Annotated in this window: 13 protein-coding genes and 1 pseudogene; 9 read left to right on the forward strand and 5 right to left on the reverse strand. The window is 49.4% G+C overall.

Translation table 11 applies throughout. The annotated features are described in order from the left end of the window. Positions 1 to 54 precede the first annotated feature (54 nt). From DQG23_RS01805 to DQG23_RS01820, 4 genes are all read left to right on the forward strand, one after another. Positions 55 to 1,800, forward strand: a complete 1,746-nt coding sequence (locus tag DQG23_RS01805) for an ABC transporter ATP-binding protein (protein ID WP_158560247.1) — start codon at positions 55 to 57, stop codon at positions 1,798 to 1,800. Next, complete coding sequence (locus DQG23_RS01810) at positions 1,793 to 3,502, forward strand: ATP-binding cassette domain-containing protein (RefSeq protein ID WP_113029074.1); 1,710 nt, start codon at positions 1,793 to 1,795, stop codon at positions 3,500 to 3,502. Before DQG23_RS01805 ends, DQG23_RS01810 begins: the two co-directional genes overlap by 8 nt. A gap of 181 nt (positions 3,503 to 3,683) precedes the next feature. Then, positions 3,684 to 4,517, forward strand: a complete 834-nt coding sequence (locus DQG23_RS01815; RefSeq protein WP_113029075.1) for a sensor histidine kinase — start codon at positions 3,684 to 3,686, stop codon at positions 4,515 to 4,517. A 34-nt stretch (positions 4,518 to 4,551) separates the two neighbouring features. Next, positions 4,552 to 4,827, forward strand: coding sequence for a hypothetical protein (locus DQG23_RS01820; protein ID WP_113029076.1), 276 nt, complete (start codon positions 4,552 to 4,554; stop codon positions 4,825 to 4,827). 21 nt (positions 4,828 to 4,848) lie between these two features. Here the strand turns inward: DQG23_RS01820 and DQG23_RS01825 are convergent, their stop codons facing one another. From DQG23_RS01825 to DQG23_RS01835, 3 genes are read right to left on the reverse strand one after another with little or no spacing between them, the layout of a single operon-like run. Beyond that, positions 4,849 to 5,562, reverse strand: a complete 714-nt coding sequence (locus tag DQG23_RS01825) for a 2OG-Fe(II) oxygenase (protein WP_113029077.1) — start codon at positions 5,560 to 5,562, stop codon at positions 4,849 to 4,851. Next, on the reverse strand, positions 5,555 to 6,103 hold the full coding sequence (locus tag DQG23_RS01830) for a methylated-DNA--[protein]-cysteine S-methyltransferase (protein ID WP_113029078.1): 549 nt from the start codon (positions 6,101 to 6,103) through the stop codon (positions 5,555 to 5,557). The genes DQG23_RS01825 and DQG23_RS01830 overlap by 8 nt, the downstream gene beginning before the upstream one ends. Positions 6,104 to 6,106: 3 nt before the next feature. Next, positions 6,107 to 6,736, reverse strand: a complete 630-nt coding sequence (locus DQG23_RS01835) for a bifunctional transcriptional activator/DNA repair enzyme AdaA (RefSeq protein WP_113029079.1) — start codon at positions 6,734 to 6,736, stop codon at positions 6,107 to 6,109. A gap of 211 nt (positions 6,737 to 6,947) precedes the next feature. Between DQG23_RS01835 and DQG23_RS01840 the strand changes: the two genes are divergently transcribed. From DQG23_RS01840 to DQG23_RS01850, 3 genes are all read left to right on the forward strand, one after another. Continuing rightward, positions 6,948 to 8,459 (forward strand): methyl-accepting chemotaxis protein, encoded by a 1,512-nt coding sequence (locus DQG23_RS01840; protein WP_113029080.1) that lies wholly within the window; start codon positions 6,948 to 6,950, stop codon positions 8,457 to 8,459. Positions 8,460 to 8,498: 39 nt separating this feature from the next. Further along, entirely contained in the window at positions 8,499 to 9,716 is a 1,218-nt protein-coding gene (locus DQG23_RS01845; RefSeq protein ID WP_113029081.1) for a YcdB/YcdC domain-containing protein, read from the forward strand. A gap of 76 nt (positions 9,717 to 9,792) precedes the next feature. Beyond that, positions 9,793 to 10,272 carry a GAF domain-containing protein gene (locus DQG23_RS01850; protein ID WP_113029082.1) on the forward strand — a complete coding sequence of 160 codons (480 nt, stop codon included), beginning with the start codon at positions 9,793 to 9,795 and terminating at the stop codon, positions 10,270 to 10,272. A gap of 158 nt (positions 10,273 to 10,430) precedes the next feature. Here the strand turns inward: DQG23_RS01850 and yjcZ are convergent. After that, positions 10,431 to 10,514: pseudogene (gene yjcZ, locus DQG23_RS41730) on the reverse strand (sporulation protein YjcZ); the annotation flags it as partial. 149 nt (positions 10,515 to 10,663) lie between these two features. After that, positions 10,664 to 10,762, reverse strand: coding sequence for a dihydroorotate dehydrogenase (locus tag DQG23_RS01860; protein WP_113029084.1), 99 nt, complete (start codon positions 10,760 to 10,762; stop codon positions 10,664 to 10,666). A 348-nt stretch (positions 10,763 to 11,110) separates the two neighbouring features. Here DQG23_RS01860 and DQG23_RS01865 point away from each other — a divergent pair, with 348 nt between their 5' ends. Both DQG23_RS01865 and DQG23_RS01870 read left to right on the forward strand, forming a co-directional pair. Beyond that, positions 11,111 to 12,181: an extracellular solute-binding protein gene (locus DQG23_RS01865; RefSeq protein ID WP_158560248.1), complete on the forward strand. Its 1,071-nt coding sequence runs from the start codon at positions 11,111 to 11,113 to the stop codon at positions 12,179 to 12,181. Between the two features lie 90 nt (positions 12,182 to 12,271). Continuing rightward, positions 12,272 to 13,027 (forward strand): Nif3-like dinuclear metal center hexameric protein, encoded by a 756-nt coding sequence (locus tag DQG23_RS01870; RefSeq protein WP_113029086.1) that lies wholly within the window; start codon positions 12,272 to 12,274, stop codon positions 13,025 to 13,027. Positions 13,028 to 13,215 lie beyond the last annotated feature (188 nt).

Genomic DNA, 13,215 nt, shown 5'->3' on the forward strand with positions numbered 1-13,215 from the left:
TTTTCGGAAATTCTCTTATTTTATTAACAAAAGTCAATATTACGGAGGATGCCGATGCTCCCAGTCGACCGAAAGCAAGTGAAATTCATGGTGGCTTACTTAATGACCCAACGAAATCCAATAATCGTATTGTTTCTGTTGATCGGAGTAAACATTTTTCTGCAAATTTACAATCCGCAGTTCATCCAGTCATTCATCGATGCTGCCAAGGAGGGGGAAGAGCGGTCGGCTCTAGCAGTGACGGCACTGTTTTTTTTGCTGTTATCTTTACTGCGTCAAGCGATTACAATCGTCATACAATACGTCACCAGCGAAGCGACTTGGAAAATTACGAACAAGCTGAGACTCGATCTGACGAATCGCTGTCTGGCTTACGATTTATCGTTTCACAACCGCCATACGCCCGGCGAAATGGTGGATCGAATCGACGGGGATGTCGGCAGGCTGAACAACTTTTTGTCCGCGTTCGCCTTGAAGGTGATTAGCAATTATTTGCTGATCGCGGCGATCTTGATCATCATCTATGTGATACATCCGCTTATCGGGGCGGCAGTTACGGTGTCCGCCGTACTTGGGCTGTTCGTGTTGAATAAGCTGGGCAGCTTCGGCTCCGCAACCATCCATCATTATTTGGCGGAGTCTGCGGCATTCATCGGCTTCATTGACGAACGCATTGCCGGCAGAGAGGACATCCGGGCGTTAAAGGGGGAGCGGCACATCCTGAACACCTTTTATTCCAAGCTCCGGCGGCTTTACCGCATACGCAAAAAAACTGGTACGAACGTTGCCACTGTCATTAATGCCGGCGAGCTCGTTCTCGCGTTTAACATGGCGTCTACGCTGCTGGTCATGGGCTTAATCTACTTATATGACACAAGATTGAGCCTCGGAACGATGTTTTTAGTTTATTACTACATGACAATCCTGCTCGTGCCTTTGAAAAATATCGTTTATGAGGTTTCCGATCTACAGCAGGTGAACGCTTCGCTAAGCCGGATCAACGAGCTTTTAAACTACCGGAGCAAGGTCGAGGATACGGGAAGCCTTCGCATCACGGAAGACAGACTTTCCATCCGGTTTGACGAAGTGTCTTTCTGCTACGATAACGACGTCAGAGGGATTCATAACGTCAGCTTCTCTATTCCGGCTAATAGGACGGTCGGTATCATCGGAAGGTCGGGGAGCGGGAAATCGACTTTAGCTAAGCTGATCTATCGTCTATGCGATGCGCAGCATGGAACGATTTCGATAAACGGCACGGATATCAGACGATACGGCTTGGAGAACCTGCGTTCCGGCATCGCCGTCATCTCCCAAAACATCGAACTTTTTGAAGGCTCTTTGCGTGAAAACATAACCATGTACAAGGAGAACGTAAGCGATGAGGACATTCTGCATATTATCGGTCTTTTATGTATGAAAGCATGGATAGACCATATTCCGGAAGGTTTGGACAAAAAAGTAGAACGCGACGGCAAAAACCTTTCCGCAGGAGAAGCTCAGCTGATCGCATTTGCCAGAGCGTTCCTGATGAAGCCCCAAATTGTCATTCTGGACGAAGCGACCTCAAGAATCGATCCGGTTACCGAGAAGCTGATCGAGGGCGCTTTTTCCACCCTGATGAAAAATTGTACGGTTCTTGTTATCGCTCACCGTCTGTCCACGATCCGGAAGTTGGATTATATTCTAATCATGCAGGAGGGAGAGGTCATCGAATTCGGCGAGACGAAAAAGCTTGAATTGGATACAAGCTCGACCTATTTCAAACTGACCGGAGCGGGGGAAGGGATAAATGCGTGATACGTTAACGGTGCTGAGGAAAATTTATTTGTTTTACCCGGTTCAGAACACGACTGTAATATTGCTTCGTATGTTCGGCTTTGCCGGCTTAGGCGTGCTTTCGGGCGTTTTCATCAAACGTTATTTTGACGAGGCGTCCGGCCAAGCCCTTACGTTAAACGGTCTCTTGTTCCTTACAGCTATGCTGATGACGGTGCCGCTCGTACAAGCGATTACTTATTATATCGATCTGGGGCTTAGCTACGGAAGGACCGAAATCGTTCGCGCGATTTTTCGCAGAAACATCTTACGGGAAATATTCAAAAGGCCGGGCGCTTTGCCGCTGCCGGTCGATCAGGGTCAGATGATGAATATCATGCGCAGCGACGTCACCGTTCATGAAGGTTTGTATTGGGATCTTACCTATTTGAGCGCGTTTGCCGTTTTCTCGATTGGCGGACTTGTCATGCTTGGTTCCGTCGATTGGCCGGTAACCGTCATCTTGTTTGCTCCGCTTCCGGCAATCATCATGATCGTCAAATGGCTGGAAAAGCAAATTACAGCGTATTACCGGGCTGAACGGATGACGACCGACCGGGTGCTTGGAGTGATTTCAGATATTTTCAATTATTCCCAAGCGCTTAAAATTAACAAAGCCGAAAGGCCGTTCCTGAATCGATTGGCCGGATTAGGGGAAGAAAGAGCCCGCGCCGGCAGACGCAATGCGGTTTTTACGACGGCACTCGCTTCGATCTACGACAATATCGTCAATATCGGGATTGCGCTGCTGCTGCTTTTGCTCAGCGATAAGCTGCGGAACGGAAGCTTTTCTATTGGGAGCTTCACGCTGTTCGTATTTTTTCTCGGCTATATTTCAAACTTTACCCGGTTGTTCGGCAAGGTACTCACAAACTTCAAAAGCTCAGCCCTTTCTTTAAACCGAATCGAGGGGGTAATAGGGGAGCGTTATTTAGTGAAATTAACGCAGAACGATTCCCTATTCCTGGCTTCGGACCCGCCGAACCCGCCGGACGAGCCGGATGAATCATGCGGTCCGCTTTTAGGGAATTTGCACATCGACGGTTTATCTTACACGTTTCCGAATTCCAAACAAGGCATCCGCAACATCTCGTTCTCGATACGCCAAGGCTCATTTACGGTCATAACGGGCAAAATGGGCTCCGGAAAAACGACGCTTCTGAGGGTGATGCTCGGGTTGCTGCCGAAAGCGTCCGGCGAAATCAAGTGGAACGGAAGGCTTGTCCCGAACGCGGCCGATTTTTTCGTTCCGCCCAACGTCGCCTACACGCCGCAAGTTCCGTATTTGTTCAGCGACACGATCAAAGCTAATATTTTGCTGGGTTATCCCGACGAGAGCCAAATCACCGCAGCGATTCATCAGTCGGTTTTGGAGGAGGATCTGAACCGTTTCGAAATGGGGGCGGATACGCTTCTAGGCACGAAAGGTGTTAATTTATCCGGCGGACAGCTGCAAAGAACAGCCGCGGCACGAATGCTCGTAAGAGACGCGCAGCTGCTTGTGATGGACGATGTATCAAGCGCGCTGGACGTGGATACGGAAAAACGATTGTGGGAGCGGTTGAATGAGCTTCGCAGCAGCAAGGGTGTCACCCTGTTGGTCGTCACGCAGAAGGAGTACGCTTTGAAATATGCGGATCAGGTCATCGTTCTTGAGAACGGCGAAATGAAGAGTGTGAGCTAAGCGTAAATCGGCTTGGGATTCCCGGGTTGGATAGGGAACGGGAAGTGTCCTATAATGATAACAGGTCCTTTTCGCCAATAGCCCTATCGGGTCATCACAACCCCTGTACTTTCCGGTACGATAAAAGAAGCGCATGATGCGGATTCGTATTCGGCGAAAATCGTACAGGGGAGAGCATCCGATGACTTATAAACAAATCAAATGGCTGATTTTGATCCTTCCGACGATCACGATCGGCGTATGGGAATATGTCAGACACCAGTTTTTGCTGCCCTACATTTCGATGGAAGCGGGCAATTGGCTTACGCCCGTTATCGTCTTTTCGGTTACGGTCATCTTTCTGACGAAGCTGTTCTCGATACTCGAAAGCATACAGGAAGAGCTGAACGCCGCAAGAGCAGCGAAAGCCGCTTTAGAGGAACGCGAAACCATTGCCCGGGACCTTCACGACGGCATCGCCCAATCATTGTTTTTGTTGTCCGTTCAAGTCGATCAATTGGAAAAACGCCAAACAGGCGGTTTATCGGTTGACGGATTTCGCAAGACGGTTCATAAAGTGAACGATTATGTCAGACAAGCGATCGCTAATTTGCGTTACCCGCCAAATCCCGTATCGCTTCCTTGGATGGAAATGATTCGGAACCTGATCCGCGAGCTGGAGCAAGAAACGGGGCTTGTCGTTAAGCTGGACTGGAAGCTCCCGGAGGAGCGGCTCACGGCAAAAGGGAAGCTTGCGCTACAGGCGGCTATCCGCGAAGCGTTATCGAATGTGCGGAAGCATGCCGGCGCTACACATGTTTCGGTGATCGGCACCATGCATGGCGACGGCTGGATGTGCAAAGTATCCGATGACGGCAAAGGAATCGAAGGCAACCCGTTCATCCTCGAGAACAGATACGGCTTGAAAATTATGATGGACAGGGTTACGGAAATGGGCTGGTCGTTGAAGCTCGAGCGTGAGCGCAACCAGACGGTGCTGACCATTCTAGAGGAGGCTGCCGATTGGCGAGCCTGAAGGCATACATTCTCGCAAGGCAGGAGCGAACGGGATGAAAATTGCGATTCAGCCATATTACAAAGTTGAAAGAGTAGTTACTGGACTCGAGCAAAAGACGGTCGTTCACGATAGAGAAATGGTTTTATATCCCGATAAAGTCGTAACGAAGCGCCGGGAGTTTCTTGTCGCCGACGTGTTCGATATGTCATACCGCAAGCTGGGAGCGGATGGGGGGATCCTGTATTTGCACACCAAGCAGGGCGTGTATGCCTACAATGTCAAAGAAGAGCCTTCGCCGTTTATCGAAGCGTATCGAAGGCTCATGTAAATTCGCGGTGCCGTCGGCCTGTTATTTCGCGTCATGAAAAATAATCCCCAGACTATATCTCGTACCCGACGTGATCGTGCTGACTCCGTGCCTGAGGGTCGCTCGATAAAAGCCTCGCGCTCCTGCAATCGGACGATACCGGGTCGGGAAGATCAATCCTTCGCCCTGCTGCAGAGCAATGGCATGTCCCCGGCTTTGTGCCCGCGGCCGCTGCTCCATAAGCAGAAACTCTCCGCCAGCGTAATCCGTATCCCGCCGGTTTAGCGCAAATACGACCTGGAACGGGAAAAATACTTCTCCATACAAATCCTGATGAAGACAGTTATAACCCCCGGCTTCATATTTCAAAATCAACGGGGTGGGACGAGACTGTCCCGCTTGATGACATTGCTCCAAAAATGCAGCCAGCGTTCCAGGATATTCGGCAGGTCCGCCCAGCCGTTCAAGCCAGCGGTTGGCGGCTTTGGCAAGCTCGGGATAAAAGCCCTCGCGCAGCTGCTGCAGCACTGCCGGAATCGGGGCGCCATAGTATTTATACTCCCCGGCTCCAAAGCGGTATCTGGCCATATTAATCGTGCTTCGAAAATGGGTTTCATCGTCGTAGGTATCCATCATTTCCTTGCATACGGCCGGACTTAATATGGGCGGCACCTTCGCAAAGCCGTGATCGTCAAGCGATTGCTGAAGCGATTTCCAATCCAGCTCTGCCATGTTATTCGCGAGACGTTCAGCCATGGCGTTTGGCTCCATCTGCAGGCAAGCCTGTCCGTTCCAGCTGAAGCAGCTTGGTTTTCATATCCATGCCGCCGCGGTAGCCGGTAAGCGCGCCGTTCTTGCCGATTACCCGATGGCAGGGAACGCTGATCAAGACAGGATTGGCGCCGATGGCCGCTCCAACCGCCCGGACCGCTGCCGGCTTCTTGATATGATTCGCAATATCCGAGTATGATTTCGTTTGTCCGTAAGGGATGGCGCAAAGCGCGTCCCACACGGCCTCTTGAAATGGCGTGCCATGGAGGGAGAACGGAAACGTGAAGCTTTCGCGCTCTCCTTGCAAATATTCGACAAGCTCGGCTGCATAGGAACGCAGCTTCTCGTCATCCCGAATCAGTGTGCTGCCCGGCAATCGGGACGTAGCCCATTCCGCCAGCTCTTCGTAAGATTTATTCTGCGAGCCGACAAAGCAAAGTCCCTCGTCGACGGCCGCAATATGCATGCTCCAAGCTTCAAGTTCGAGCAGCGACCAATAAATATTCCGTTGGGGTTTGTTTCCCATAAGTTATGCCTCCTCCTGATTTTGTTTAAATCTTTGACGATAGTCTGCCGGCGTATAGGCGGTTATCTTTTTGAAGAGTGTGATAAAATAGGGCGTATTTGCCATGCCCACATGTTCGCCCACCTTGGCGATCGGGATATTGGTTGTGATGAGCTCCTCCTTCGCTTTGTCGACCCGCAGCTGCTGAATATAAGCGACAGGCGTGACTCCTTTCACTTTTTTGAAGGTTCGATGCAGATGATAAGGGGTGCCGTGGCAAACGTTTGCCAGCGATTCCAGCGTCAAAGATTCCATGTAGTTCCGGTGAATATGCTCCGTTACAATTTCGATCCATTCTTCATCAGGCAGTCGCTGTCCTGTAGGCTTACATCGTTTGCAGGGACGAAATTTCGCGTTTAACGCTTGCTCCGCATTTCGAAAATAACCGATATTCTCCCGCTTCGGCGGCTTCGATTTGCAGGAGGGACGGCAAAAAATACGTGTGGTTTTCACGGCATAAAAGAAATGTCCGTCATAAGAAGCGTCATTCTGGATGACGGCTTGCCATTGTTCTTCCGTTACCGGTTCGGGAGCCGGTTCACCGGATCCATAAGCGGAGATCGGCTCCGTATCGGGTATTCGGTGCTTGCCCATTTTCGCTCACCTCCATCAACAGTATAACGCCAAGGAGCGCCGATTGTACGCATTCCGGAATGTAAGAGCAAGATAGTGAAGTTTTAGGGATACTTCGTGTCGATATCAAGTGTTCAAAAATGGTTCAAATCCTTGTAGTATTCTAGATTGGGGGTAAGGCATGATGTACGATATAGCGTGAAAACGCAAGAGAGGATGTTCGAATGCTTCTATGTTAAACAAGAAAAACATGCTTATGCTGCGGCTTTCAGGTGCGGCGGTGCTGCTGAGTACGATTATTTTCGCCGTAACCGAGCTTTTCGAACCGTTCCGGCATATGAACGCTCACGGGATAGAATCGACGATCACAGCTGCGGTCGTGTCAGGTCGATATATTCTTCTGTGTATCCCGGTCGTTCTGCTGGGGACAAGCGTATACGCCTTTCTCAACAACAGGGAGCATCCTGCTCTGCCTGTATGGAACACATTGACATTAACGTTCTCGAGTATTTCCATCATTAGCGGAAGCGGCGGTGCCGCAGAGTTTCATTTTTCGATTTTTATGGTCATCGCGGCGGCTGCATACTATGAAAATACCCGTCTTATTTACTTGATGACGAGTCTTTTTGCCGTACAGCATCTTGCCGGGTATTTCGTCATTCCTCAGCTGGTGTTCGGTACGGATGCGTATTCCTTTCTCATGCTGTTTATTCATGCGACGTTCCTGATTCTGACTTCCAGCGCAACGATTCTGCAGATTCATTCGAAACGGAAGATTTCGGCGCAACAAGAAGCGGAGAAGCGGCTTAAAGAGACCCGTCTTCTCGAATTGATCGGACATGTCCAATCGTTATCCGAGCATATCCGCTCCACCTCCGAGGGCGTTTCCGCCAAATCGCGAAACAATGTGCAAACCAATCAAGAGATGCATTATGCATTCGCAGAGGTAACCGGCGGGCTTGGCAATCAAATCCTGTCGATCGAGCAAATGGAACTAAATCTGCAAAACATAAACAGATCGATTCAAAGCGCGCTTGAATCGTCCGAGCAATTGAAGCAAAGCGCGGTTATTACGGGGCAAGCCGTAGCGGCAAGCCATCGGAAAGTAATTGAACTGCTTGATAACAACAATCAAATCCTGCATGCGGTTGAAAGCATTTATTCCACGATGGACTCGCTTAAGCAAACTGCAGCGCAAGCGCAAGGAATGAGCGGCATCATTCAGGAGGTGGCGTATCAAACCAACCTTATCGCCTTGAACGCTTCCATCGAAGCGGCAAGAGCCGGGGAGCACGGGAAAGGTTTTACGATCGTCGCCGGCGAAATACGGAAGCTGTCGGAGCAAAGCCGCAGCGCCGCTGCAGAAATTCAAGCCATGATGTCCGCCATTCACAAGGAGAGCGAGGATAATTTCTCGCAAGTGGCGAGAGGACAAGATGTGATTCGTCGGTCTTTCGCTCATGTCGACGCGTTCTCGGCGGATTTTAAGCAAGTGCATCTGCTTATTGAACAGCTGCTTGATTTTATCGTGACGATGAATCGAATGATGACTGCCATCAGAAACGATTCCGCTTCGGTCACCGGTGAAATGAATGAAATTGCCTCTGTTATTGAGGAAGGGATGGCTGCGATGGAGGAGCTAACGGTCAAGAGCGACAATCTGAAAGCTTCGGCTGAGAAGGTTGATTCGGAAGTGACAAGTTTAAGCAAGCTCAGTCAGGAGATGCAGAAGCATTTTAGGTAGACGTCAGGGACTATCTTTAGAAAAGTTAGGGGAATCCGTATGATTGACGTTGATAAGCTCAGAAACGCGGCGGCAAGTATCGTTGCGATCCCGGAGCACTACAAGCTGGAGCTTGAAGATAACGTACCGGTAGACGATGAGCGGGAACGCTGTTTTATTTGGGAGGATCCCGATCGCGATGACCGGCAAATTGAGATTGCGCTTGACTTGATGACCGGACATCTCACAAGGCTGAAAATCGATCGGGATGAACTTGATGAGGATAAAGCGGTTTTTTCCCGTCTGGATAGGGAAGCGAGAACGGTCGCGGATGCTTTCGTGAAAAAACATGCTCCCGAGCCTGGCGAGTATACGTTCGTCACGGTAACGGAAAGACGCGGCAATAAGGAGTTTGCGTACCGCGAGGAAGTCGGAGGACTGCCGATTCCTGAAACGGGTTGCGTGCTGACGCTGGATGCAGCGTTTAATGTCATACGTTACCGGCTGGAGGAGAGAAGGAGTCTGAAGACTTGCAAGCCAAAGTGGCCGGAAGCGGTTGTAGACGCTGAAACCGTCAAAGGGTATATTCGAAGACATTTGCGTATGGAGCTGAAGATCGTACATTTGCATCCTTCGTTGGTTAAGCTGACCGGGGAGGAGGCGGAATATCGAATCGTTTACGAGCCGGCGCCGGACCGCCGATGGATTGATGCGGTAACCGGCTTTGACTTATTCGGCGACGAACACTATGTCATGCCGCCAAGTTATCCGATTCAGGCAAAAGAACCGGTATCGGAAACGCCGGCGCGCGAAGCGAAATCTTGGGAGAAGATTCTGGGCATCGATCAGGAGCGTTATGCGCTTGTTCGAACGAAGGAAGATGAGGAACGAGTGAAGATTGTCTATCAGTTTCAACAACAGGAGGAAGAAACGAGCGGTTCGGATCCGGATGTTTTATCCGTTGACGGATATATGAATCGCAAGTGGGGAGATAGGCTGCAAGCGTTCAAATACGGCTCGATTATAGCCCAGATCGAGAAGAGCACGGGACGTTTAGTCGGGTTTCATGGCATGGATGGCGGCGAGGGCGGAACGCCGAGGCTAAATCGTGAACAGTGCTGGAACAAGGCAAAGCAGTTTTTGCAAAACGTGTTTCCGGAATACGCCAGGTATCTCCAATTGGAAATCGATAGCAAGGAGACCCGGGAAGAGCCGGTCGAGCGGCATTTTTTTCATTTGCCTTTATACATTGACGGATTTTCAGAGTCCAACCGCTGACGGTTGAAAAATTAGACCAAATCGCATCGTTTACTATATAATGGAGCAATCACATCACGATAACAGGAGCTCGAATATGTTTCATAAAGCGTTATATGGCGGCTCAAGAGAGCAAAATTACGAATCGGTCATCATGCAACTGCAAGCGCTTCTGGAAGGCGAGACGGATAGGATTGCCAATCTGGCCAATGCCTCTGCGCTGCTGAATCAATTTCTGGATCGTATCAACTGGGTCGGATTTTACTTGTACCGCGACGGAGAGCTTGTATTGGGGCCGTTTCAAGGCTTGCCCGCTTGCGTCCGAATCCCGTTAACGCGGGGCGTGTGCGGAAAATCGGCCAGTCAAAGAACGACGATACGCGTAGCCAATGTCCACGAGTTTCCGGGGCATATCGCATGCGATTCCGCCTCGCAATCGGAAATCGTCGTTCCAATCGTGAAGAACGGCGAATTGATCGGCGTTCTGGACATCGATAGTCCCGAGCTAAATCGATTCGACGAAGTGGACCAGTCGTATTTGGAGAAATTCGTAGAGAGACTCTGTACTTCCCTGTAATGAAGAAAAAACAATCCGTTTGACGCGGATTGTTTTTTTCGTAGTATAAGATAGACGGCGAGAGCAGGTTCTCCTTGTTTCTCAAAAATAGTAAAAAGTGCGGGTATGTAGAAGGGAGCGACGGGGGGCTCCCTTCCGGCGGATACTTGGCCGGCTTACTACCACTTATGACAAGCACAAGCGACAATGACTAACAAAATGAACAGAACCAGGATCACTCCGGTGCTTGTGAAAGCTCCGCCGACACGGTTGTTATCGCGGTTGCTGTCACGCTTCTTATCCTCACTGCCGCCATATTTGTCTCCGCAGCGGTTGCAGCCGTTCGCCGCAAATGAAAATTCACTCATTCCGCATACCTCCTTTACGGCAATAATAGAGTCGGCAGGATGAGTTAATAGCCGAATCCGCAAACAGAACATGCGACAATAACCAACAAAATGAACAATACGAGAATCGTACCTGTCGATGTGAAAGCTCCACCCATGGACATCGGAACTCCTCCTTTTCGATTTTTTCACTCCAGGAATGTACCCTTCCGGGTCGCCTCAACAAGAGTTCTGAGAACATATTATGTAATCGTAATCTTTTTGATTGGGTCTATGACGATAGTTTTTCATATTGGTGAAAATGCTGATAGACTTCGGTTTATATAAGAAAACCATTTATATGTTTATCATTTACTTGTTCAAAACCGGCGCTCGGATGGCATCTAGCTTATTGAGGCAAAAATACGATGCCGGCATTGAAACCGGCAGCTTATAGCGCCCGCCAATTTCATAGAGAAGGGAAGTTACCGACTTTGACGGAGATTCGATTTTTAACGGGAATTTCGTATAACATGAATCAAGTGTTGGCGGCAAAGGAATCGTTCGAGCGTGCCAACCCTGGGATCCGGATTGTAACGGAGCAATGTACGGACTATTATGAAATGATGCTGGCAATAAAATCCGAAAGCCCTCCTGATATTGTCGAAACCTGCGGATTTCAAGCTGGCGACCCGGATAACATGTTTATCGATTTGAATCCGTATATCGCGGAAATCGAGGGCTTGAAGGAAGATATACATCCTGGATTGCTGCGCGTAGCGGGGCATCGCGGAATTGTACCCAGCTTGCCGATTGAAATCAGCCCGCCACTGATTGTTTATAACAAAGAGCTGTTCGACAGAGCGGGGCTGCGTTATCCGACGGAAGCTTGGAGCTGGGATGACATGCTCGAGCTGGGGAGAAAGCTGACGATTCGCGACGATCAAGGGATCGCCAGCCAATTCGGTTTCGGGCTCGGTGTCGATATCGAATGGTTCGAGCCGTTCATCATGCGTAATGGGGGAAGATACGTCGCTGAAGACGGTTCGACCTCGAGAGGCCATATCGATAGTCCTGAAACGATTGAAGCGTTTCGGAAAATCATCGATGCCTTTCGCATACACCGAATCATCCGGAATCCGGGCGAACCAATCGCTGGGAACAACGGACATGATGAGAGCGCAATGACTTATTGTTTCATGTGGGATACCGAACACCGTAAAATGGATGAACGTTATGAAGCAGTAGGTCTGCCGGCTATGCCGGGCAATGTGGAAGCGAATATGATTTACATGGGCGGAGCGGGAATTACGTCAAAATCGGAGAACCAGAAGCTTGCGTGGGAATTTTTGCGGCATTACCTGCTGGACTGTCATTCGTGGACGCCGCCGATATCGAGATCACAATCGGAAGCGCGAGGATTGACCAAACATCGGATTTTTTCCAGATACCTGCAGGAACTGGACCATGTTCAGCTGAGCGGTTATTATCTGAACAAGAAATGGAATGCTTCCCGTCAGCTCATCAATGATGATATTCACAAGATGATTTTAGAAGGTGCCGACGTGGCGCAGACGCTGCGAGCTTGGACGAGGTTTACATAATCGCATAAGTTCGCCGCGGATTTTTCCTTGCATTTCCATAAAAGCCTATGTATACTGCTAACAACTGAGTGAGAGGAAAGGAGCATCGTCATGAACATTGAATTATTCAAGCAGGCTGTTGCTTCTTTGTTTGGCGATTTGCTGAAGCAGTATGAAGGGGGCGACGAATATGCGCTATACGAGTATGGTCCCCAGACCGTTGGCAGAATCGGCTATGCTACCAATATCACTCCGGAAATCGTCGAGCAAGCTGCGGCCCAAAAAGTAGATATGATTATTTCGCATCATGATGCCTGGGATTTTGTTTTCGGGATGAAAGAGGAATGTCATACGTTATTGAAGAGGTACGGCATCAATCATTACTTCATTCATGCGCCGCTTGATTATGCGGATTTTGGCACATGCCATTCGTTGTTCAAGGCCTTAGGAATAAACAAAATAATCCGGCAATCAACCGAACACGATAACAGGAGTATCCCCGGGATCGGTGAACTGGATGATCCGCTAACTTTTGAAGAACTGGTGGATAAAGTTAGACTTGTTCTCGATGAAGATGTAAAGTCATGGAAAAACATAGATAACCGTATTAAGAGGGTCGGTATCATAACCGGAGCGGGTAATTCGAACATAAGCATTCGTGATGCGCTTCATGCGGGATGCGATGTATACATAACCGGCGAAAAAACGTTATATACCGTACAATATGCGAAGTTTGCCGGAATAAATTTAATCGTCGGCAGCCATACGTTTACGGAGATTTTTGGCGTGAGAGCGTTATGCGATCTGCTTAAGGAGAAGTTCGGCGACTTGGAGATCCTGCAATTACAAGAAGAACATCTCGAATAGTCTTGTTGAACATGACCGTTAGGTGCCACTTCACCTGACGGTTTTTTACTTATGAGAAGAGCGTCCGGTTATTTGCGTTTTTTAGCTGGCAGCGGAGGTGGCTGAAATTGTACGAGAGTTATTCATAATCGCTGCGAGTCCGCATCTATTGCGGGCTTTTTGTTTGTCGAAAAGGTTCGCGGAAATCG

The sequence above is a fragment of the Paenibacillus contaminans genome (assembly GCF_003285015.1).
Lineage (GTDB): Bacteria > Bacillota > Bacilli > Paenibacillales > NBRC-103111 > Paenibacillus_V > Paenibacillus_V contaminans.